The organism is Cellulomonas pasadenensis (assembly GCF_047229365.1).
GTDB lineage: Bacteria > Actinomycetota > Actinomycetes > Actinomycetales > Cellulomonadaceae > Cellulomonas.
In genome coordinates, this window is record NZ_JBFTEP010000008.1 from 1 (window position 1) to 21711 (window position 21711).

Consider the following 21711-nt stretch of genomic DNA (forward strand, 5'->3'; position numbering starts at 1 on the left):
GTGCTGCGGTGACGTCGTCCCCGCCGCCCCCCGCTCCGCAGGCGGACCCGGCCGACGCCCCCGCCCGGCACGCGCGCCGCTCGCGCTGGCGCGGTCGTGCCCGCGGGCTGACGCTCGCCGCGCTCGCGGTCGCGTCCCTCGGCGCCGGCTCGCTCGCCTCCGTGGCCCTCGACGACCCCGCCGACGACCCCGCGGACCCCGTCGCGTCGGCGGCCGCCGACGCCCCCACGGCGACCCCGACGCCCACGCCGACCCCGACCTGCACGCCCGCCCCGCTCGAGCGGCGCGCCGCGGCGACCCTCGTCGTCGGGCTCCCCGGCGTCCGCACCGCCGACGACCCCCTCGCGCAGGAGGTCGTCGCGCTCGGCGTCGGCGGCGTGTTCCTGTCCGAGCCCAACGTCGGCACGGCGGACCAGGTCAGCGCCCTCACCGCGGGCCTGCGCGCCGCCGCGGGGGGTCCGCTGCTCGTCTCCACCGACGAGGAGTCCGGCCGGGTCGCCCTCATGCGCGACGTCGTCGGCGCGGGGCCGTCGCCGCGGCGGATGGCGCAGCGCGAGACGCCCGAGCAGGTCCGCGCGCGTGCCGCCGTGACCGGCACCGCGCTGGCGCAGGTGGGCGTGGACCTCGACCTCGCACCCGTCCTCGACCTCGACGACGGGCCGTCGGGCGGCGTCATCGGCGACCGCTCGTTCAGCGCCGACCCCGCCACGGCCGCCGCCTACGGCCTCGCCTACGCGGCCGGCCTCGCCGACGCGGGCGTCACGCCGACCGTCAAGCACTTCCCCGGCCACGGGCGTTCGACCGTCGACTCGCACCGGGAGTCCTCGCTGGTCGAGGCGTCCCTCGACGAGCTCCACGCGACCGACCTCGCGCCGTTCCGGCAGGCGATCGACGCGGGCGTGCCCGTGGTCATGCTCAACCACCTGCAGTACGCGGCCCTCGACCCGGACCTGCCGGCGTCCCTGAGCCCGCGCGCGTACGCGCTGCTGCGCGAGATGGGCTTCGAGGGCGTCGCGATCACCGACTCCGTCGGCATGGGCGCGGTCAACCTGCGCTGGGACTTCCCCGACGCCGCCGTCGCGGCGGTCGGCGCCGGCGCGGACGCGGTGCTCGCGACCGACGGCCGGCAGGCCGTGCGGATGCGGGACGCGCTCGTGCAGGCGGTCCTCGAGGGGCGCCTCCCCGAGGAGCGGGTCTCGGAGGCGGCCGCGCGGGTCGCGGCGCTCGCGGGCGGCGACCCGGTGGCGATGTCGTGCCTGGAGGTGGACCTGCCGCAATCGGCGGCGACGTCCGCAGCCGCGGCTGCGCCCACCGCGACGCCGGCGCCCCCCGAGGACTGAGGGGCGCCGGCGCCGGTGCTGTCCGCGTGCCGTGCGGTCAGCGTGCCGCGAGAGCGGCGACCTCCTCGGGCGTCAGCGCGCCGCGGTGCACCTGCAGCTCGTCGACGGCGCCGGCGAACGGCGTGTCCCACCAGTTGACGCCGAGGGCGAACGTGCCGGTCGGCGTCGTGAGCACGTCGGGGAAGCCGGTGCCGGTGAACCGCTGCGCACCGTCGACGTAGACGGCGACGTCGCCGCCGTCGACGGTCACCGCCAGGTGCGTCCACGTGCCCGCGGGGATCTGGCCGCCCGTGCTCGCGTCGTACCAGGACGTGCCGGACCACACCATCGTGGTGCCGTCGGGGCCGCGCGGGACGAGGCTCACCCAGCTCTCCGCGTCGCGGGCGGCGAAGAACGTCGTCGTGTACTGCGTGACGACGTCGGGACGCACCCACAGCGCGGCGGTCCACGACGGCCCGTCGACGAGCCCGGTCGGCAGCTGCACGCCGCTCGCGCCGTCGAGGTGCACCGCCTGCCCGTGCACGCCGGGCACGTACGTGACGGCGCCGCCGGTGGTGCCGAGGCGCGGCCCGGTGACCGTGCCCGCCGGCTGCGCGCCGGACGCCTCGGCGAGGTCGCCCTCGAACGACCACGCGCCTGCCAGGGCGACGGGCGTGCGCTCGAGGACCGTGACCGTGAACGTCGCGGTGGCGGTGCGCCGCTCGTTGCGGACGGTCGCCGTCAGCGTGACGGTGGCGTCGCCGTCGCCCTGCGCGGGACGCGTGACCTCGCCGGTGGGGGAGACGACGGCCGGGTCGCTCGACGCCCACGTGATCGTCGTGCCGTGCGTGCCGGCCGTCGGCAGCGTGAGGTCGGCCGCGACGGCGGACGTGTCGCCGAGGTCGAGGTCGGCGACGACGGCCCGGACGGCGTCGCGTGCGCTCATCGACGGCACCGCGCTGCCCCACAGCGAGACGCCGGCGCGGGACTGCACGGTGAACGTGACGACCCACTCCTGCCGGTCGGGCTGCCACTGGCGCAGGAGCGCGCCGTCGTACGTGGCGCCGTCGACCTCGAGCCGCACGCGGTCGGGGCCCGTGAGCCGCCAACGGCCCTCGCGCGCCCCCGTGACGCGCCCGTTCGGCTGCAGGCGCACGTCGACGGCGCGCGTGACGTCGGCCGAGATCTCCTTGCCGTGGTCGACGAGCGCGTAGTCGCCCACGACGTCGGCGAGGCGGAACCGGTCGCCGCCGCCGCCCAGCGGCTGCGCCGGCGGGTCGCCCGCGTACCGGTACGGCGCGACGACGGGCCAGCCCTGCGCGTTCATCCGCATCTCGTGGACGCGCACGTTGTGGGTCTCGCCCTGGCCGGGGAACCGGCTGTGGAAGACGAGGAAGTGCTCTCCCGTCTCCGGGTCGGTGTACGTCGAGTTGTGCCCGGGCGACACGTACCCCGTGCCGACGCCCGTGCCGGGGTCGCCGACCTCGCGCGGGAACAGGTGGTTGCCCATGACCTTGACGCCGTAGGGCTCGATCGACGCGTCGTCGAAGATCGGCAGCGACGGGTCCGAGCGCACCTCCGACATGGGGTTGCCCTCGGCGTCGACGTAGGGCCCGTCGGGGTTCTGCGAGCGCGCGACGCGCACGTTGTAGCCGCCGTCCGCGTCGAGCCCGCCGAACGAGAGGAACAGGTAGTAGTAGCCCGTGCCCTCGTCGTACATGACGTTGGGCGCCTCGATGCGGCTGTGGTTGCCGCCGAGCAGGTGCTTCCCGTACCCCTGGCCCGGCACGGGGAAGCCCGTCGTCTCGTCCATCTCGAGGACGAAGACGCCGCCCGAGTACGAGCCGTAGACCATCCACAGGTCGCCCTCGGCGTCGTAGAACGTGTCGGGGTCGACGGCGTTCGGGTGGACGCGCGCGTCGTAGGTCGTGCCGTCCTCGCTGGGCTGGTCCCACATGCCCGAGCGCAGGAAGATGCCGAGGTCCTCGTACGGGCCGTCGACGGAGTCGGCCACGGCGACGCCCATCGCCGAGCGCGGGGAGTCGCCCTTGCAGGCGTTGTAGTACATGTAGAAGCGCCCGTCGCCGAGCTGGACGACGTCCGCCGCCCAGAGGGTGTCGGTCTGGGCCCACTCGAACGTCTCGGCGAGCTCGGCGGTGACGTCGTCGAAGATCGGGTTGTCGGACGTGACGCCCGCGGCGACCTGCTTCCAGTTCCGCAGGTCCTGCGTCTTCGCGACCTGCAGGTGGGAGCCGAACACCCAGACCTCGTCGCCGGCGACGACGACCGACGGGTCGTGGACGGTGGCGTCGGTGAACGTCGGCGTGGAACCGCCCGGCGGGGCGGCCGCGGCCGGGGGTGCGGCGGTGCCGACGAGCGCGGCGGCGAGGACGAGGGGGACGAGACCGCGGACGGTCCGGGGGGCTGGGGTGCGCACGGCGGCCTCCTGGTGCAGCGCTGGACTGGAGGGGTGCGGGCACGGACGGGCGATACGTCCGGGTTGCCGCTCCGGCCGACGGTACGGGGCGATGTGCAACGTTGTAAAGATCGGGTGAGGTCCGCGCCGGCCCATTCCCGGGCGCCCGTGCGGCCCGCACACTGGGACGGCGCCGACGGTGGGGGCCCGGCCGGGTCCGCCGCTGCGCGGACGCGCCCCCCCGCCCCAGATCGGAGCCCTCGTGCCCCTGCGCCCCCGTCACCCGCGCCCCGCCGGCGCCCGTCTGCGGCTCCTCGCCGGACCGCTCGTCGTCGCGCTCGCCGGCGCCGTCGCCGCGACCGCCCTCGCGCCCGGTGCGGCCGCCGCCGACGCCCGGCCCACCCGGCCCGTCACCACGATGTGGGTGTGGGACAACTCGGTCCCGCGCGAGGTCGACGCGCGCGGCACCGGCTACGTCCCCGCCGAGCCGGCGACGCTCGCGGCGTGGGTCCGCGAGCAGGGGCTCACCACCGTGCACCTGTCGGCGCCGTGGGCGGCGGACGTCGGCGTCATCGACCCGTGGATGACCGCGGCCGTCTCCGCCCTCAACGCCGAGGGCGTCGACGTCGGCGTGCTCGGCGGCGACCCGCCGTGGCTCGACGAGCCGCACCTCGCCGTCTGGTGGCTGCAGGCCGCCATCCGGGGCCGCGACGTCTCGCACGTGCAGCTCGACGTCGAGCCGTGGACGCTGCCCGCCTGGCAGACCGACCGCGCCGGCGTCCTCACGCGCTGGTTCACCATGCTCGACACCGCGAAGGCCGCCCTGCCCGAGGGCGTCGGGCTCGGCGTCGACGTGCCGTACTGGCTCGCGTGGGAGCCGGCGCCGGCCGGCGGCACGGTGGCGGAGGCGGTGTTCGCGCGCGCCGACTCCGTCGGCATCGTGACGTTCGTCGACCACGCCGAGGGCCGGGACGGGATCCTCGCGCTGTCCGCCGACGCGCGCGCCCAGGCGGTCGCGGCGGGCGTGCCGTTCACGATCGGCGTCGAGACGGACACCCCCGAGGTCGCCGGCGGCGCCGAGTGGACCTTCGGCGACGACGACCCCTCCGTGCTCGCCACCGAGGTCCAGGCGGTGCACGACGCGCTCATCGGCACCCCCGGCTACCGCGGCGTGGCGGTGCAGCACTACCGCACGTGGCGGGAGCTGGTCGGCGCGGGCTCCTGACGGCCCGCCCTGGCGCCGCCGCGTGCCCGTCGACGTGGTCACCGCGCGACCACGTCGACGGACGCCGCGGTCGCGGCGGCGCCTAGCGGTGCCCGTGCCCGCGGCGGTCCAGGTCCACGGTCCAGACCTCGCCGTCCAGCGTGACGACGTAGGCCGTCCCGCGCACGACCTCGAGCGACGTCGGCCGGTCCAGACCCTCGGCGACCACGGCGAACCCGCCCGTGCGCGCGGCGCGGAGCAGCTGTCCGGTGTCCGGGTCGGCGGGCGAGCCCTCGGGGTTCCCCACGGTGAACAGGCCCTGCGACAGGCCGTAGAGCGCGTGCCGCCCGAGTTCGACGTCGACGAGGAGCCGCCCGCCCGCGACGACCGTCCGGGTGCCGCCGTCGCGCAGGTCGACCCGCGTGACCCGGCCCGTCTCCGGCAGGTGCGGCACCGGTCCGGCCTCGGCCACGAGCACCGTGCGGCCCGCCACCTCGATCCCAGTCGGGACGACGTTGCCGAAGGTCGCCGCCTCGCCGACGTCGCCCCCGTCCGTCACGCGCAGGAGCCGGTTGTGGTGCCCGTCGGTGACGAGGAAGCCGCCGCGGTACGTCTCGATCGCGTACTGCACGCCGCTGGGCACGACGAAGTCGGTCGCCGGCGGGTGCGCCAGGGAGTACGCGCCGAGGTCGGCGACCGGCGTCACGGCGGCCGGCCCGTCCACGCGGTACACGCCACTGACGTCGTCGCCGCCCACGCTGCTGTCGACGAGCGTGACGAGCGCGTACGCCGTCCGCCCGAGGAACACGACGTCGACCGCGCCGCCGGGGGTGCCGGCGAGGCGCGTCGGGAGGCCGGACGCGAACGTCGTCACGGCGCCCGTGCGGCGGTCGACGCGCGAGATCTCGCCGCTCTCCGGCTCGGTCACGTACAGCGCGCCGTCGGGGCCGACGGTGCTGCCGGCGCCGCCGGAGAGGCCGGTCGTCAGCACGTCGACGGCGGCTCCGCCACGGTCTCCGGTGGTGGCCGTGCCGGGTGCGGCGGACGCCGCGACGGGCGTCGCGAGCGCCAGGACGACCGCGCTGAGCAGGACGGTGGTGCGTCGGGGACCCACGTGGATCCCTCCCCTCGTCGTCGAGGTCGGGTACCTGTGTGCGTCCCACCGGGAGCGTGTCCCGATGGGCCGGAACCGTCGCCGTCCTCGACGCTAGACCTGTCCGGGCGCCGTGTCACCGGCCGTCGGGCGCGTGCGCTCAACCGACGCGGTCGCCCTCCAGTGGCCCGCCCGCCGCGCGCCACTCCACCAGCCCGCCGGCGAGGTTCACGACGTCGAACCCCAGGCGCGTCAGCAGCCCGGACGCCCCGCGGGAGAGCAGCCCGCCCGTGCACACGGTGACGAGCAGCCGGTCGTCGGGGAGCTCGACCGCGCGGTCCTCCAGCTCCTGCAGCGGCACCGGCACGGAGCCCGGGATGTGCGCGCGGGACCACAGCCGGACGGTCCGCACGTCGACGACGAGCGCACCGGCGGCGACGAGCCGCACCGCCTCCGCGGCGCCGACGGACGGTGCGCCGCGCAGGTGGTCGCGGAGCGTCACCGGCGCGCCTCCCGCCGCACGTTGACCACCGTCAGCACGCCGCCGACCACGGGCAGCAGCGCGTGCACACGCGTCCGGGCCAGCAGCCCGCGGCCGAGCAGCGCGGTCACCGCGACGGCCAGGTAGAGCGCACCGTGCACGGGGCCGAGGGCCGACGTGATGCCGTCGGCGTGCACGGTCACGAGGTTGCCGAGCAGGACGAGCACGCTCACGGTCTCGAGCACGGACAGCACCTCGAGCCCGCGGAGCAGCGGCGTCACGACTCCGCGCCCGGGCGGACGACCATGAGCACCACGACGGCCGCCCACAGCAGGTTGAAGACGCCGGCCAGGCCGCGCAGCGCGCGCAGCCGGGAGCCGTCGTCCGGGGTGTCGAGCGCTTCGCGCTGCGCGGGTGCGATGCGCAGGACGAGCACGCCGCCGGCAACGGCCGTGAGCACCATCGCCAGGGTGATCCACACCTCGGTGAGGCGCCCCTGCACGGCGGCCAGGACGAGGCCGATCACCGGGACGGCCAGCGCGAGCCGGCCGTACACGCGCGTGACCCGGTGCAGCGCCGCGGCCACGGACGCGCTGCGCTCGCCGCCGGCGGGTGCGTCGGCGGGTGCGTCGGCGACGGGGGCGTAGCGGGGGAAGAGGCTGGTGGTGACCGCCACGGGCCCCACGAAGAGGATGCCCGCGACGACGTGCGCGGCGAGCAAGACACGTTCCATACCTTCAGGCTAACTGAAGGTTGCTCCTCTGACCATGGCCTGCATCTCGGCGCGCAGGGCGTCCAGCAGCCCCGGGTGGACGGCGGCGAAGCGTGCGTCGAGGGCCGCGACGACCTCGGCGGCCTCGGCGAGCAGGCGCTCGCCCGCGTCCGTCACGCGCAGGCGCGAGGCCGCACCGGCGTGCGCGGTGGCGTCCTCGACGAGGCCCGCCGCCGCGAACGCCGCCACGGTGCTGTGCGCGCTCTGCACGGTGATGCGCGAGCGGCGGGCGAGCTCGCTGAACGAGATGCCGGGCGTGCCGCGGATGTGGCCGAGCAGCCCGTACTTGCGCGTGCTGAGCCCGAGCGGCTTGAGGGCGTCGGCGAGGGCCGCGTCCCACGTCCGCGAGAGCGTCAGCAGGGCCACCGTGGGGCTGAACGGCGGTTCCTGGGCCATGTGCGCAGGCTAGTCGCGCTTCGCCGCGCCCCAGCCGTGCCAGTGGTCGACCTCGACGAGCACGCTCACGCGCGGCTGGTCGCGGACCGGGTACGGGTTGCCGCCGTAGTGCGTCGACAGCCGGTCGATGTCGACGAGGTCGACGTCGTCGCGGATCTCCACGACGCGCCCCTGCACGCTGACGTGGGTGTACCAGTTGTCCTCGGCGAGGGCCGTGAGCGAGACCTGCGGGTTGGCGCGCAGGTGCTTGAGGCGCGCGCGGGACGCGTCGAGGTTGAGCAGCACCCGGCCGTCGTCCTCGAGCAGGTACCAGGTGGCGACGGTCACGGGGTGGCCGTCCGGGTGGATGGTGGCCATCACGGCGGGGTTCGGGCGGCGCAGCAGCTCCGCGACGTCGGCGGGCAGCGGCGGCTTCGGCATGGTGCGACGTTACCGCGCGCGCTGGTGGGCGGCCGGTCGGTCGCGAGGTCGCGGGTCTCTCGCGAGGTCGCGGGCTGGTGCCCACGACCTCGCACGCACCCCGCGACCTCGCGGCCGGTCAGGACGCGCGCGCGGCCAGGTAGCGACGCACGGCCTCGGCGGAGACGGCGTGGTCGACGACGTCCGGCTCGCCGGAGGTGGTCAGCGTGCCGACGACCTCGCCGTCGACGCGCAGCGGCACCGAGCCGCCGTGGGCCTTGAACAGGTCGTGGTCGACGTCGTCGCGCTGGTCGAACGGCGTGCCGGCCGCCTCGTGCCGGCGGCGGACCAGCAGCGACGGCTCGCCGAACCGGTGCACCACCCGCGCCTTGCCCTCCAGCCACGGCTCGTTGCCGGCGTCGGTCGTGCCCGTCTTGGCGAGGAAGACGGTCTCGCCGCCCAGCTCGACGCGCACCGCGAGGTTCGCGCCGCGCTCGCGGACCACCGCGACGGCCACCAGGCCGAGGTCGACGGCGTCGTCCTGCGTGAACTGCGGGAGGTCGAGCCGCGGCTCGGCCTCGAGGTCGGCGACGGTGAAGGTGGGGAGCTCGCTCACGCGCCCATCCTGGCGCACCCCGCGGAGCACCGCCGCAGCCCGGCCGCGCGCGCGAGGTGGCCGCCCGGCGCGGACCGGGCTCGGACGAGGACGGCGCGACGACGCCGGTGCGAGGTGCCCGGTGCGCTCAGGTCCGCGGGTCGGACGGGCGACGGGGCGCGAGCCCGGCCTGTCGTCGCGCGGCGCCGCCGTCCGTAGCAGGAGCACGGCGCCCGCCGCTGCCGCACCGGCGGAGCCGATCCACGCGACGGACGTCACCGTCACCCGGTCGTCCGGCACGGGGCAGGCCGCCGGCGCGTCGTCGTCGGGGCACGACGCCCACGGCTGGAGGAACAGCAGCGCAGCGGCGAGCAGGCCGACGGTCAGGAGCCCGGCACCCGCGGCACGCGTGCGCCGGGGACGGGAGCCCTCCGCTGCCGGGGGCGCGGGCGTCGGGCCGTCGACGGGAGGAGGCACGGGCACATCCTGTCGCACGGACGTCGCGGGCGAGCCGGCGGGCTGGGCAGTGCACGGACGCCGGACCGCGCGCTCGCCGGCTGGACCGACGCCGAACCGCCGTCGCGCAGCGGCTGCGCCGGAGGACTCCGCTCAGCCGCACGCCCAGTCGAACGTGTCCGACTCGAGGTCGATCTGCGCGCTGCCGCCGCCGAAGTTCAGGCCGGGCAGCTCGTCGATCTCGAGGAAGAACGGCGTCAGGCCGTCCGGCAGGCTCTGCACCGGCATGGACGTGCCCCCCAGGTGGTACCGGCCCAGCCCCTCCGCCCACGGTGCCCGGTCGGAGAAGTCGGGGGTGTACCGGTTGGTCCACCCCGGCGTGTCATCGGCAGCCATGGGGTCGACCGGGACACGGCCGACGTTCGGGTCGTCGCGCTCGAGGAGCCACACGGACCGCGTGGGCGTGAGCGTGTCCCAGGCGTTGGGCCCCTGGTCGTCGGCGACGTGCTCGCCCGGGCGGCGGGTGTCGGGCGGGGGAGCGACCGGCCCGCGCGCGTACTCCTCCTTCGTGAGCCAGAGCAGCGCGAACCGGCCGTCGATGACGTCCGTGCGCCGCTGCAGCTGCGGGTGGTCGACCGCGCGGGCCAGGTCCAGCTCGAAGGGGTCCTCGACGGCGTGCGGGCCCCTCGTGTGGTCGGCGGGCGCTCGCGGGTGGGCGAACTGCCCCTCGCCCTGGAAGAACGAGACGGCCGGCAGATCAGGCCCGCGACGCCGGTAGTCCGGTGGCAGGAGCAGCGTCAGGGCGTGGAACATCGGCAGCCCGGTGAGCGGCCCGCGCGGCCAGGTCCGCGGGTCGACCCCCGGGCCGGCGCTGCCGATCCAGCCGACGGGCGCGTCGGCCGGGAGGGGCCGGGTCGCCTCCAGCAGCGGGTGCTGCCCGATGCCGGTGCCGTTCTCGAACCACAGGTCGTACGCCTTCACGTCTCTCCTCCGTCGATCGCGGCACGGCCGGACGACCGAGCGCCACCAGCGCGGCGGCACCGCGGCGCCGACGCCGGCGAGGTCTCCCGCCGAGGTCGCGCACCCGGTCGGGCAGGCGTCCGGTCGTCACGGTGCCGCGCACGTCGGGCTCCACAGGTACGCGCGGGCGTCGGACATCAGCAGCACCTGGCCGGCCTCGCTCATCTCGTACGGCACCCCCTGCAGCAGCGTGCCGCCGGCCTCCGCCAGGCGCCGGAAGCCGGTGTCCGGGCGGTACAGGAACGGCAGCGCCGACCCCGTCGTCGGGTCGATGACCGTGCCGATCACGCCGCCGCGGTCGTCGGCGTCCATGACCTGGAGGTCACCGCCGGGCGACGGCACGGACGCGTACCCCGCCGTCGGCGACCAGGTGATCAGCGCGTCGCCGTCCCCGTCGACGGCGAGACCGTGGCCCGTCACGCGGCCCTGCTCGTCGATGTGCTCGGCGGTGAACAGGGCGTCGTCGGGCAGCGGCGGGAGCTCGGACACCGTACGGTCCGGGCTCCACACGAGCACCCGGTAGTGGTAACGGCCCTGCGCGTCGAGCCGGTAGCCCGCCCCGAGGACCCACCCGGCCTCGTTCAGGGACCGCGCCCGTACCAGCACGTACGAGGGGTCGGGCGTCGGGAGCACGTACCTGCGGTCGGTCCACACGAACGCCTCGGTGGCGCCCTGGCCGCCGATCACCTCGCTCGTGCCGACGACGACGTTCGCGTCGTTGACGTCGAGCACCTGGTCGTGGGTCCGCAGGGAGCGGTCGACGGGCGTGAGCGGGAGTGCGCCCTCGACGCGCACGGCCTTGGCCGGGTCGAGCGACGGCCCGTCGATGACGGCCAGGCCGGCCACGCGCCCGCCGCCGCTGACGGCGCTGATCTCCGAGGGGCGCCCGCCGTCGATGCCGCCGTACCAGCGGTAGGTGCCGGTCCGGGAGTCCCACGACGCCGCCCGCGACCGCTGGTCGTAGCCGACGACGACGCCCGCGTCGTCCACGTCGCGGGCGACGGTGAGCGGGACCGCCGTGCGGGTGCCGCACACCGATCCCTGCCAGCCCGTCACGGGTGGGCCCTCGGCAACGGCCGGCGACGCCGCCGCGGCGACGGCCAGCGAGGCCGCCAGGATCGGACCCAGGACGATGCGTCGTCGCACGGACTTCCCCCCATGTGCACGGTCGCCACGAGCGCTCGTGAGGCGCCGCGGCGGACCGGACCGACGGTACTCCCTCGTCGTCGGGCCGCTGACCGCGCAACGGCGAGCCGTCCTGTCCGGACCGTCCGGAGGGGTGCCGTCCGGCGCGGGGTCGGCAGGGAAAGGCGTCGAGCGCGTCCGTCCGGCCGCGTCGCAGGCCGTTGGGGGCACCCGGCCGACACGGCTCGGCTCGTCGGGTGGTTGCTCGGCGGCGACGCCGGCTGGGTCACCGGGCAGACGATCGCGTCCGACGGCGGGTGGTCGGCGCGCTGAGCGCCGCCGTCGCCTGACAGCATGGCCGGATGACCGGCCCCGTGGACGCCCGCTCCTACGACCTGGACGACCTGCGGGACCGCGTCCTGGGCGAACGCGGCGGGACCGTGCACGACAGCATCCCGCAGCTGGCGGACGCCGACCCGGAGCTGTGCGGGCTGGCGCTCGTCCTGCCGGACGGCACCGTGCGGGTGAGCGCCCAGGCCGACGTGGCCGTGAGCGTGCAGTCGGCGGTCAAGCCGTTCCTCTTCGCGCTCGCGCTGCTGGACACCGGTGGCGACGCCCTCGACCGCATCGGCATCGAGCCGACGGGGGAGGCGTTCGACGCGATCAAGCTCGAGACGGGCACCGGCCGGCCGCCCAACCCGATGGTCAACGCCGGCGCGCTGCTCACGGCGGCGCTCGTCGACGGCGACGACGTCGACGGCCGTACCGCGCGGATCCTGCGCGGCCTGGCCGCGTTCGCCGCGCGCGACCTCGAGGTCGACGAGGACGTCGCCCGCAGCGAGCACCTGCTCGGCGACCGCAACCACGCGCTGGCGCACCTCATGCGCGCGGAGGGCACGCTGCGCGTCGGTGCCGACGACGCCGTCGCCGTCTACGCCCGGGCCTGTGCCGTGCTCGTCGACGCGCGCACGCTGGCGGTCATGGGGGCGACGCTCGCGTGCGGCGGCCGCAACCCCGTCTCCGGGGAGCAGGTCGTGCCGGCGGAGGTGGCGCGCGACGTCGTCTCCGTCATGGCGACCTGCGGCGTGTACGACGGGTCGGGGCGGTGGATGCGGGCCGTCGGTGTCCCGGCCAAGTCGAGCGTGTCCGGCGGGATCGTCCTGTCCGTGCCCGGCGTGCTCGGCGGTGCGGTGATCAGCCCGCCGCTGGACGAGCAGGGGACCAGCGTCCGCGGCCGCATCGCGTGCGAGGCGCTCAGCGCGGAGCTCGACGTGCACGTGTTCGGCGCCCGGGCGCGCTGACGCCGACGAGCGCGCCGGCACCGCGTCCCGGGCGTCGTCGGGCTCGGTCACGCCGGCGCGGGGTCCCGGTCGTCACGGCGCCGGGCACGTCGGCGTCCACAGGACCGGGCGGCCGTCGGTCATGACGAGCACCTGGCCGGCCTCGCTCAGCCGGTAGGGCGTCCCGCGCAGCGGCGTGCCGTCGGCGTCCGCCAGCAGCTGGAAGCCGGTGCCCGGTCGGTACAGGAACGGCTGCGACCAGCCCGAGACCGGGTCGACGACCGTGCCGATGGCTCCGCCGCGGTCGTCGGCGGCGTTCACCTGCAGGTCGCCGCCGGGTGACGGCACGAACGTGTACCCGGCGGTCGGCGACCACGTGACCAGCGCGTCCTCGCGCCAGTCGGCGCCGCGACGGTGGCCGGTCACGCGGTTCTGCTCGTCGATGTGCTCGGCGACGAGCACGGCGTCGTCGGGCAGCGGCGGGAGCTCGAGCACGGTGCGATCGGGGCGCCACACGAGGGTCCGGTGGTCGTACCGGCCCTCCTCGTCGCGCCGGTAGGCCGACCCGAGGACCCAGCCCGCCTCGTTGACCGACCGGACCAGCACGTACTCGTACGACCGGTCGGGCATGGGCAGCACGTAGCGGCGGTCCGTCCACACGAACGCCTCCACGGCGCCGTCGGTGCCCACCAGGTTGCTCGTGCCGACGACGACGCCGGCGTCGTTGACGTCCTGCACCCGGTCGGAGGTCCGCAGCGAGCGGTCCACCGGCGTGAGCGGCAGCCGCCCCTCGACGCGCACGGCCTTGGCGGGGTCGAGCGCCGGGCCGTCGACCTCCGCGACGCCTGCGACGCGGTCACCGCTGCTGACGGCGCTGAGCTCGGAGAACAGCCCGCCGTCGATGCCGCCGTACCAGCGGAGCACGCCGGTCCGGGAGTCCCACGACGCCGCGCGCGGCCGGTGGTCGCGGCCGACGACGACGCCGGCGTCGTCGACGTCGCGGGCGACGTCGAGGGGGATCACCGTGCGGGTGCCGCACGCCGGTTGCAGCCACCCCGTCGCCGGCGGCTCGTCGGCGGCGGCCGGTGCCGCGGCCACGGACGCAGCCAGCGAAGCGGCCAGGATCGAGCCCAGGACCATGCGTCGGCGCACGGACGTCCCCCCTCGTGCGGGTCGGCGCCGCAGCGACCGACCGTCAGCGTCCTCGACGACGAGGACGGGGACGGTCTCGTCCGCAGGAGGGCATCCCGCCGAGCACCACCCGACGGACCGGACGTCCCACCCGCGGCCCGCCGACGCGGACCCTCGACGGGGACACCGTGCGCCGCGACCGCTCCCGGCTGCGTACGCCGCGGTGCCCGACCGTCCCGGCGGGCGTCCCACGTGCGCGGGCGCACGGGCGCGCGCATGCTGACGCGGGCCCACCGGCCTCCCGACGGTGGTCAGCCCGTACGCCCCGCGCACCGTCCGCCGGGCCCTGCCCCACCGAGAGGCGCACCATGACGACGTCCGACCGCCCCGCCACGCAGGATTCCGCACGCCCCGTCGACCCGCGGGCCGCCGACCGCCTGCGCGCCCTCGGCGACGAGCGCTTCGTCTCCCTCACCACGTTCCGCCGCACGGGCGTGCCCGTGGCGACCGCCGTGTGGGTCGCGCGCGACGGCGACGACCTCGTCGTCACCACCCCCGCCGGGAGCGGCAAGGTGAAGCGGCTGCGCCACGACCCGCGCGTCGAGCTGCGCCCCTGCGACCGGTTCGGCCGGGTCGCCGACGACGCGGAGGTCGTCGCGGCGACCGCCGAGATCGTCGGCCCCGACGTCGACGAACCGCGCCGCGAGGGCCTCCTGCGCGACAAGTACGGGCTCGAGTACCGCGCGATCATCGGCGTCGAGAAGCTCTCCAGACGGGGCGGTGACCGGCTGATCCTGCGCGTCTCCGCCGCCTGATCCCCGCTCGCGGCGGCCGTCCGGCAGACTCCCCGGAACTTTTCTCGCGCGACGTGTCGATCCGGTGCTTCCCCGTTCGACCTGGGGATGACAAGGTCCCGCCGAGGGACCACGGGACACGAGGAGTGAGTCAGATGCCGAAGTACATGCTGATCATGCGGGGCACCGACGAGGGCCAGGCGGCCTACGCGGAGAAGGACTTCTCCGAGATCATCGCGGCGATGGGCCGGTACAACGAGTCGATGATGAACGCCGGCGTCCTGGTGGCCGGCGAGGGGCTGTCGGACGCCGCGGAGGGCGCGGTCGTCGACTTCACGGAGGAGACCCCGGTCGTCAGCGACGGGCCCTACGGGGAGACGAAGGAGCTGTTCAACGGGTTCTGGATCCTCGACGTGCCGACCAAGGAGGCCGCGGTCGAGTGGGCCTCGCGCGCGCCGCTGCACGGCCCCGGCAACAAGATCGAGGTCCGCCGCGTCAACGGCGCCGAGGACTTCCCGCAGGACGACGAGTGGATCCAGAAGGAGGCCGTGTGGCGCGAGCAGCTCGGGACGAACTGAGCGCCGACGCCGGTGCCGGGCGACGCGCGGTCGAGGCGGTGTGGCGGATCGAGTCCGCCCGCATCGTCGGCGCGCTCGCCCGGTACACGGGCGACTTCGCGCTCGCGGAGGACGTCGCGTCGGAGGCGCTCGCCGAGGCGCTGGAGGCGTGGCCCCGCGACGGCGCCCCGCGCGACCCGGTGTCCTGGCTGCTGGCGGTCGGGCGGCGGCGGGCGATCGACGCGTTCCGCCGCCGGGCCGGCCGGGACGAGCGGTACGCCGCGCTCGGCCGGGACCTCACCGAGGGCGGTGCGCACGCCGGTGGTGACCCGCTGCCGCCCGGCGACCCGGACCTGCTGTTCGACCCCGACCACATCGAGGACGACCGGCTCGCCCTGCTGTTCGTCGCGTGCCACCCGGTGCTCTCGCGCGAGGCGCGCCTGGCGTTGACGTTGCGGGTGGTCGGCGGCCTGACGAGCGAGCAGGTCGCCGCGTCGCTGCTGGTCTCCGTGCCGACCGTGCAGGCGCGCATCACGCGGGCCAAGAAGACGCTCGCCGCCGCGGGCGTCCCGTTCGCCGTGCCGCCCGCCGCCGAGCGCGCGGAGCGCCTCGGGTCGGTGCTGCAGGTGGTGTACCTGATCTTCACGGAGGGGTCGTCGGCGTCGACGGGCGACTCGTGGCTGCGCCTCGACCTCGCGCACGAGGCCGTGCGGCTCGCGCGCCGGCTCGTGCACCTCGTCCCGGACGAGCCCGAGGCATGGGGCCTGCTCGCGCTGCTCGAGCTCACCGCGGCGCGCTTCCCGGCGCGGACCGGCCCCGACGGCGAGCCGGTGCTGCTCGCCGACCAGGACCGCAGCCGCTGGGACCGGTCCGCGATCCGCCGGGGGCGCGCGGCGCTCGCCCGTGCGGGGGCGACGGGCGACGGCGCGGCGAGCGGCCGGCGGGGGCCGTACGGGCTCCAGGCCGCGATCGCGGAGCAGCACGCCGTGGCGCCGTCGGTCGACGCCACCGACTGGGCGCGGATCGTCGAGCTCTACGAGGCGCTGGCGCGCGTGGCGCCGTCACCGGTGGTGGACCTCAACCACGCCGTCGCCGTGTGCATGGCCGCGGGTCCGGGGGCGGCGCTGCCGCTGGTGGACGCGGTCGCGGCCGGCGGCGGGCTCGCCGGCACCTACCTCGTGCCGAGCGTGCGCGGCGAGCTCCTCGCCCGGCTCGGACGCACCGCGGAGGCCCGCACCGAGCTCGAGACGGCCGCGCGGCTGTGCGGCAACGCGCGCGAGCGGGCGGTGCTGGAGCGCAAGGCGGCGGCGCTCGGGTCGGTACCGGGCGACGCGTCGGCGGTCGGTGCGCCGGTCAGCGGCGCCCGAGGCGCGTGACGTCGAGGGCAGCCGTCACGCCGTCGACCGTGACGTCGACCGACGACGCGGGCGAGTACACGGCGCCGTTCCGACGCAGCGCCGTGACCGTCACCGGCACGTCGGGGTCCACGAGCCAGTAGACGGGGATGCCGGCCTCGGCGTACTCGCTGGCCTTCATCACCCGGTCGGTGCGCTGCGTCCCGGGTGACACGACCTCGACCACGAGGGCGACCTCGTCGGCGTGCCAGCGACCTCGCCCGGCCAGCGCCGGCTCGGCGGGCACGACCACGACGTCGGGGGTCCGCACCGTCGCGGGCTCCGCCTCGTGCACCACCAGGTCGACCTCCGCCAGGGCGATCCACGATTCGGGCAGGGCGTCGTTGAGCTGCTGCACGACCTGACCGAGCACGATCTGGTGCCGCGACGCCGGGCGGGGTGGCACGTGCAGGACTCCCTCGACGAGCTCCACGGGTCCGACCTCGGGGTCGAGGCGCGCCCACTCCTCGAGCGAGACGAGACGGTGCGGCACGGAGACGCTCACGTGGACCTCCTCCCGGCTCGGCGGCGGGTCCAGCCTAGCGAGGGCGTCCCGCCAAGGGCACGGCCCGCAGGCGTCGAACCGACCGTGGCGCGTACGGGTGGGCCCCGTGGGGATCGAACCCACAACCCGCGGATTAAAAGTCCGCTGCTCTGCCGGTTGAGCTAGAGGCCCGGGTGATGAGGGACCCGTCCGTGGGACCTCGGGCATCACCGATGTCGTCCGCGAGCGGTCGAGAGGGCACCTGCAGCCGACGGGACCGACGGTACAGCGTGGTCACGGCGGTGCGGGATCGCGACGAGATCCCTGAGTCCGGTGGACGCGTCGCCCGTCGCCCCCCCGGGCGGAACGTTCGCACGGCGGCGAGGTCGGCCGCGTCCGCGACGACTGCTGCCTCGTCCCACGGTGGGGCTGGACGCGAGGAGGCACGAGCGGATGCCTGATGGCTCGAGGACCAGGAGCCGTCACGCCAGGTCGGGGTCCCCCGTGCTCCACCCGCGGGGTCACCGCTCGTGCCCCGCGCGCAGCCAGGCGACGTAGTCGGCGGCAGCCGCGGCGGTGTCGTACCGGGGCGCGAACCCGGTGTCCTCGCGGAGGCGGGTGGTGTCGAGCCAGCTCACCGGGTGCTCGCCGCGGGACGGGAGCGTCCACCGGAAGTCCGGCTCCACGGAGGTGAGCGCGGCGACGACCTCGGTGTTGCTCGTCGCACGGCCGGAGCCGACGTTGTACGTGGTGTGGTGCAGCTGCCCGGCGAGCTGCAGCGACGCGAGCGCGCGACCGGTGTCCTTGACGTAGAGCAGGTCGAGGGCGTCCTCGGCGTGCGGCGGTGCGAGGAGGCCGGACAGGTCGGGCTCGGTGCGCCGGGCTGCGGCGTGCGCGAGCGAGGGTGCGGCGAAGAACGGGTCGGGCAGGTGCCCACCCGGGCCCCAGGTGCCGGAGATGCGCGCGTTGACGACGTCGACGTCGGTCACGTCCGAGAGGTGGCCGGCGATGAGCTCGGTGATCTTCTTGAACGTCGGGATGGCGTGGAGGTGCTGCAGGGGGACCGGCGCGTCCTCGCTCAGCGCGCCGGCGGACCCGGGGCCGTAGACGCCGATGGAGCTGGCGGTCACGACACGGCGCACGCCCCAGGTCCGCGCGGCGCGGGCGACGTTGAGGAACGCCTCCAGCGCGTCGCCGGTCGCCTCGATCGGGTCGGCGTCGGTCACCGGCCACGGCAGGGCGACGGCGAGGTGCACGATCCCCGTGACCGGGTACCGCCGGCCCACGGCGAGCAGGGCGTCGAGGTCGGCGACGTCGGCCTGGACGACGTGCACGGGCAGGTCCGCCAGGTGCGGGGGCACCTGCGGGCTGCGGCGCTGGAGGAGGACGCACTCCTCGCCGGCGTCGACGAGCGCGCGGACGGTGTGGGAGCCGATGAAGCCGAGACCGCCGGTGACGAGGATCATGAGGAACGCCTTTCGCAGTGAGTGTGATGATCAGTAGTGCTGACGATCAGGTTATGCCTAGAGTGGCGCCGTGTCCAGGGAGCCGACCGTCGCCGCCACCGCCGATCCGCACGAGGTCCTCGGGTACCTCCTGAAGCACGCGTCGTCGAAGCTCACGGCGCTGACCGACGCAGCGCTCGAGCCGCTGGGGATCGACAGCAAGGACTTCGGCGCGCTCCGGGTCCTGGCCCACCGGGAGCCGACGTCCCAGCTGCAGGTGGCGCAGACGCTCGGCATCGACCGCACCACGATGGTGACGCTGCTGGACGCGCTCGAGCGCAGGGGCGTCGTCACCCGCCGACCGGACCCCACGGACCGGCGCAGGAACGTCGTGGAGCTCACCGAGCAGGGGCTGCGGACCTACGACGCGGCGCGCGTGGCGTACGGGGAGGCCGAGAGCGCGTTCCTGGCGGGGGTCGGCGCGGACGCGGCCGGCCGGCTGCGCCGGACGCTGCGGGCCCTCGTGGAGGGCTGACCGGGGCCTGCTCGGCCGCTCCGGCCACGCTCGCACCCGGCGCGAGGAGGTCCCGTTACCCGACCGGGACGGTTGCGTGACGCGTCCGTGCTGGTCGCAGGCCTGCGCGCGCCGCCACGCTGCAAGCCTTCGACAACGGGAGGTCACCGGTGCGCGCTCCGTCCAGAGGTTCCCTCGTCCCGCCGACGCGACGGGCGCGTGCGCGCGCTCGCGCCCAGCTGCCGGGCCGCGCGCTCGCCGCCGCACTCGCCCTCGTCGCCCTCGGCGGCGCGCTCGGCGCCTGCAGTGCGTCCGGCGCCGGCGACTCCGGGTACGCGCAGGAGATGGGCTTCGACGGCGCCGCGCCCGAGGAGTGGCGCGACGTGCCCACCGACACGCAGGAGGAGTACGACGACTCCCCGGAGCAGCCGTTCCAGGACGTGTCGACCAGCCCGCTGTCGACGTTCTCCTCCGACGTCGACACCGCCTCCTACAGCAACCTGCGCCGGCAGCTGCGCCAGGGCGTCGCGCCGGAGGGCGTGCGCATCGAGGAGCTCGTCAACTACTTCGACTACGACTACCCGGCGCCGGAGCCGGACGCGCAGGACCCCTTCACCGTCACGACGCAGGTCGCGGACGCGCCGTGGGCGCCGGGCCACCAGCTGGCGATGATCGGCGTGCAGGCGACGGACGCGAGGCCGACCAGCCGCGGCAACAACGTCGTCTTCCTGCTGGACGTGTCGGGGTCCATGGACGAGCCGGACAAGCTGCCGCTGCTGGCGGCCTCCTTCGAGCTCCTCGTCGAGAACCTCGACGAGGACGACACCGTCTCGATCGTCACCTACGCCGGCAGCGACGAGGTCCTCGCCGACTCCGTGCCGGGCGACCGGCGCGACGAGCTGGTCGGCATCCTGCGCGACCTGCGTGCGGGCGGCTCGACCGGCGGTGCCGCGGGCCTCGAGACCGCGTACGAGCTGGCGACGAAGAACTTCGTCGAGGGCGGCAACAACCGGGTCGTCCTGGCCACCGACGGCGACTTCAACGTCGGCCCGTCGTCCCCGGAGCAGCTCACCGAGCTGATCGAGGAGCACGCCCGGACCGGCGTCCACATCTCCGTGCTCGGCTTCGGGATGGGCAACCTCAAGGACCGCACCATGGAGGCCATCGCCGACCACGGCAACGGCAACTACGCGTACATCGACACGCTCGACGAGGCGCGCAAGGTGCTGGTCGACGAGTTCGACTCGACGATGTTCGTCGTCGCGCAGGACCTCAAGCTCCAGGTCGAGCTCAACCCCGCGACCGTCGCGCGGTACCGGCTCCTCGGGTACGACAACCGCCGCCTCGAGGACGAGGACTTCGCCGACGACACCAAGGACGCCGGTGACGTCGGCGCCGGGCACTCGGTCACCGCGTTCTACGAGCTGGTGCCCGTCGAGGGCGAGCGGGGCGACGACGGCCTGCGGTACCAGGACGTCGAGGCCGGCGACTCCGACGACTTCTTCACCGTGCACGTCCGCTACAAGCAGCCGGGCGCGTCCGAGAGCACCGAGGTCGTCGTCCCGGTGGAGGCCGACGCCTGGACCGACGACCCGACCGCCGACTTCCGGTTCGCGTCCGCCGTGGTCGAGTTCGGGCTGTCGGCGACCGGCTCGGAGCACGCCGGGGACGCCGACCCGGACCGCGCGCGCGGTCGGGCCGAGTCGGCCCTCGGACGCGACGACTACGGCCTGCGCGCGGAGTTCGTCGAGCTCGTCGACACGTACGTGCGGATCACCGGCTGACCGCGCCCGCGGCCCTCGCCCGACCGGCGGGGGCCGCGGCGGCCGGGAGCCTCAGACGGCGGGCGGGACGACCACGACCTTGCCGTGGACCTCGCCCGCGTCGGCCTGCTGGTGCAGCTCGGGCAGCTCGTCCAGCGGCACCCGCCGGGCGATCTCCACGTGCAGGTCGCCGCTGTCCACGAGGGCGACGAGCTCCGTCAGGACGGCGGCGTCGGGGTGGACGAAGACCGTGACGGCGCGCACGCCGCGCGCGTCGTCGCCGGGCGTCGGCACCCTCGGCGTCGTGGAGACGACCACGCCGCCGTCGCGAACCCGCGCGACCAGCGCCGTGAAGGCGTCGGGGCTGATCGGCGCCAGGTTGAGCAGCACGTCGACGGGCTCGGACACCGCGTCGAGCAGGGACGTCGCCGTGTGGTCGACGACCTCGTCCGCGCCCGCCGCCACGACGCCCGCCCGGCTGCGCGGGCTCGCCGTCGCGACGACGTGCGCGCCCGCGCGCTTCGCGAGCTGCACGGCGTACCCGCCCACGGGGCCACCGGCGCCGTTGACGAGCACCCGGCGGCCGGCCGTCAGACCGCCGGCCTCGAACAGGGCCTGCCAGGCCGTGAGCGCGACCGACGGCAGGGCCGCGGCGTCGGCGAGCGGGATGCGCGTCGGCGCCGGCACGAGCGCGCCCGCCGGGGCCACGACGTACTGCGCCGCCGACCCGTCGGCGTCCATGGGGAGGAACCCGACGACGTCCTGGCCCACCGCCAGGCCGTCCACCCCGTCGCCGAGCGCGTCGACCGTGCCGGACACGTCGTAGCCCGGGACGTGGGGCAGCGTCACCGGGATCGGCAGGAAGCCGCCCCGCATGCCGCCGTCGGCCGGGTTGAACGCCGACCCGGCGACCCGGACGCGCACCTGGCCCGGGCCGGGCACGGGGAGTGCGACGTCCTCGTACCGCAGGACCTCGGGGCCGCCCGTCTCGTGGAACCGCACTGCCTTCATGATGCTCTCCTCGGTCAAGTGCTTCGAATGTGAAGCAACGACGGAGACGTTAACAGTGCTTC

At 75.7% G+C, this 21711-nt stretch carries 22 protein-coding genes and 1 tRNA gene; 8 read left to right on the forward strand and 15 right to left on the reverse strand.

The annotated features are described in order from the left end of the window. On the forward strand, positions 1-1340 hold a 1340-nt coding region (locus tag AB6N23_RS02395), incomplete at its 5' end, for a glycoside hydrolase family 3 N-terminal domain-containing protein (protein WP_412864404.1). Between the two features lie 37 nt (positions 1341-1377). On the opposite strand, the gene AB6N23_RS02400 is transcribed toward AB6N23_RS02395, so the two are convergent. Continuing rightward, the gene (locus AB6N23_RS02400) at positions 1378-3756 is read right to left on the reverse strand and encodes a LamG-like jellyroll fold domain-containing protein (RefSeq protein ID WP_412864406.1); all 2379 of its coding nucleotides are present in this window, start codon (positions 3754-3756) and stop codon (positions 1378-1380) included. Between the two features lie 241 nt (positions 3757-3997). Between AB6N23_RS02400 and AB6N23_RS02405 the strand changes: the two genes are divergently transcribed. Beyond that, positions 3998-4960 carry a hypothetical protein gene (locus AB6N23_RS02405; protein WP_412864408.1) on the forward strand — a complete coding sequence of 321 codons (963 nt, stop codon included), beginning with the start codon at positions 3998-4000 and terminating at the stop codon, positions 4958-4960. Positions 4961-5042: 82 nt separating this feature from the next. Here AB6N23_RS02405 and AB6N23_RS02410 read toward each other — a convergent pair whose 3' ends face one another. From AB6N23_RS02410 to AB6N23_RS02450, 9 genes are all read right to left on the reverse strand, one after another. After that, positions 5043-6053 carry a ScyD/ScyE family protein gene (locus AB6N23_RS02410; protein WP_412864410.1) on the reverse strand — a complete coding sequence of 337 codons (1011 nt, stop codon included), beginning with the start codon at positions 6051-6053 and terminating at the stop codon, positions 5043-5045. 139 nt (positions 6054-6192) lie between these two features. Beyond that, positions 6193-6534, reverse strand: a complete 342-nt coding sequence (locus tag AB6N23_RS02415) for a rhodanese-like domain-containing protein (RefSeq protein WP_412864412.1) — start codon at positions 6532-6534, stop codon at positions 6193-6195. Further along, entirely contained in the window at positions 6531-6794 is a 264-nt protein-coding gene (locus AB6N23_RS02420; RefSeq protein ID WP_412864414.1) for a hypothetical protein, read from the reverse strand. The genes AB6N23_RS02415 and AB6N23_RS02420 overlap by 4 nt, the downstream gene beginning before the upstream one ends. Next, positions 6791-7246 carry a hypothetical protein gene (locus AB6N23_RS02425; RefSeq protein WP_412864416.1) on the reverse strand — a complete coding sequence of 152 codons (456 nt, stop codon included), beginning with the start codon at positions 7244-7246 and terminating at the stop codon, positions 6791-6793. Before AB6N23_RS02425 ends, AB6N23_RS02420 begins: the two co-directional genes overlap by 4 nt. A 9-nt stretch (positions 7247-7255) precedes the next feature. Further along, positions 7256-7681, reverse strand: coding sequence for a MarR family winged helix-turn-helix transcriptional regulator (locus AB6N23_RS02430; RefSeq protein WP_412864418.1), 426 nt, complete (start codon positions 7679-7681; stop codon positions 7256-7258). 9 nt (positions 7682-7690) lie between these two features. Then, positions 7691-8101: a PPOX class F420-dependent oxidoreductase gene (locus tag AB6N23_RS02435; RefSeq protein ID WP_412864420.1), complete on the reverse strand. Its 411-nt coding sequence runs from the start codon at positions 8099-8101 to the stop codon at positions 7691-7693. 118 nt (positions 8102-8219) lie between these two features. Further along, the gene (locus AB6N23_RS02440) at positions 8220-8696 is read right to left on the reverse strand and encodes a heme-degrading domain-containing protein (protein WP_412864422.1); all 477 of its coding nucleotides are present in this window, start codon (positions 8694-8696) and stop codon (positions 8220-8222) included. 588 nt (positions 8697-9284) lie between these two features. Beyond that, positions 9285-10112: a hypothetical protein gene (locus AB6N23_RS02445; protein ID WP_412864424.1), complete on the reverse strand. Its 828-nt coding sequence runs from the start codon at positions 10110-10112 to the stop codon at positions 9285-9287. Between the two features lie 126 nt (positions 10113-10238). Beyond that, positions 10239-11297 (reverse strand): hypothetical protein, encoded by a 1059-nt coding sequence (locus tag AB6N23_RS02450; RefSeq protein ID WP_412864426.1) that lies wholly within the window; start codon positions 11295-11297, stop codon positions 10239-10241. A gap of 341 nt (positions 11298-11638) precedes the next feature. Here AB6N23_RS02450 and glsA point away from each other — a divergent pair, with 341 nt between their 5' ends. Further along, complete coding sequence (gene glsA, locus AB6N23_RS02455; RefSeq protein ID WP_412864428.1) at positions 11639-12577, forward strand: glutaminase A; 939 nt, start codon at positions 11639-11641, stop codon at positions 12575-12577. A 72-nt stretch (positions 12578-12649) separates the two neighbouring features. Here the strand turns inward: glsA and AB6N23_RS02460 are convergent, their stop codons facing one another. Beyond that, positions 12650-13708: a hypothetical protein gene (locus AB6N23_RS02460; protein ID WP_412864430.1), complete on the reverse strand. Its 1059-nt coding sequence runs from the start codon at positions 13706-13708 to the stop codon at positions 12650-12652. A 347-nt stretch (positions 13709-14055) separates the two neighbouring features. Between AB6N23_RS02460 and AB6N23_RS02465 the strand changes: the two genes are divergently transcribed. The 3 genes from AB6N23_RS02465 to AB6N23_RS02475 all read left to right on the forward strand — a co-directional run bounded on the left by AB6N23_RS02465 (position 14056) and on the right by AB6N23_RS02475 (position 16414). After that, positions 14056-14502, forward strand: a complete 447-nt coding sequence (locus tag AB6N23_RS02465) for a PPOX class F420-dependent oxidoreductase (protein WP_412864431.1) — start codon at positions 14056-14058, stop codon at positions 14500-14502. Positions 14503-14636: 134 nt separating this feature from the next. Then, the gene (locus tag AB6N23_RS02470) at positions 14637-15059 is read left to right on the forward strand and encodes a YciI family protein (protein WP_378203030.1); all 423 of its coding nucleotides are present in this window, start codon (positions 14637-14639) and stop codon (positions 15057-15059) included. Continuing rightward, on the forward strand, positions 15032-16414 hold the full coding sequence (locus AB6N23_RS02475; RefSeq protein ID WP_412864434.1) for an RNA polymerase sigma factor: 1383 nt from the start codon (positions 15032-15034) through the stop codon (positions 16412-16414). Before AB6N23_RS02470 ends, AB6N23_RS02475 begins: the two co-directional genes overlap by 28 nt. Here AB6N23_RS02475 and AB6N23_RS02480 read toward each other — a convergent pair. The 3 genes from AB6N23_RS02480 to AB6N23_RS02490 all read right to left on the reverse strand — a co-directional run bounded on the left by AB6N23_RS02480 (position 16392) and on the right by AB6N23_RS02490 (position 18382). Next, entirely contained in the window at positions 16392-16937 is a 546-nt protein-coding gene (locus AB6N23_RS02480) for a Uma2 family endonuclease (protein WP_412864436.1), read from the reverse strand. The genes AB6N23_RS02475 and AB6N23_RS02480 overlap by 23 nt on opposite strands. A 98-nt stretch (positions 16938-17035) precedes the next feature. Then, positions 17036-17108, reverse strand: a tRNA-Lys gene (locus AB6N23_RS02485). 329 nt (positions 17109-17437) lie between these two features. Then, the gene (locus tag AB6N23_RS02490; RefSeq protein ID WP_412864438.1) at positions 17438-18382 is read right to left on the reverse strand and encodes an NAD-dependent epimerase/dehydratase family protein; all 945 of its coding nucleotides are present in this window, start codon (positions 18380-18382) and stop codon (positions 17438-17440) included. 70 nt (positions 18383-18452) lie between these two features. Here AB6N23_RS02490 and AB6N23_RS02495 point away from each other — a divergent pair, with 70 nt between their 5' ends. Together AB6N23_RS02495 and AB6N23_RS02500 are read left to right on the forward strand one after the other, a co-directional pair. Next, positions 18453-18896 (forward strand): MarR family winged helix-turn-helix transcriptional regulator, encoded by a 444-nt coding sequence (locus tag AB6N23_RS02495; protein WP_412864440.1) that lies wholly within the window; start codon positions 18453-18455, stop codon positions 18894-18896. Positions 18897-19045: 149 nt separating this feature from the next. Further along, positions 19046-20659, forward strand: a complete 1614-nt coding sequence (locus AB6N23_RS02500; RefSeq protein ID WP_412864442.1) for a vWA domain-containing protein — start codon at positions 19046-19048, stop codon at positions 20657-20659. Between the two features lie 51 nt (positions 20660-20710). Here the strand turns inward: AB6N23_RS02500 and AB6N23_RS02505 are convergent, their stop codons facing one another. Then, positions 20711-21649 (reverse strand): NADP-dependent oxidoreductase, encoded by a 939-nt coding sequence (locus tag AB6N23_RS02505; RefSeq protein ID WP_412864444.1) that lies wholly within the window; start codon positions 21647-21649, stop codon positions 20711-20713. Positions 21650-21711: the final 62 nt, after the last annotated feature.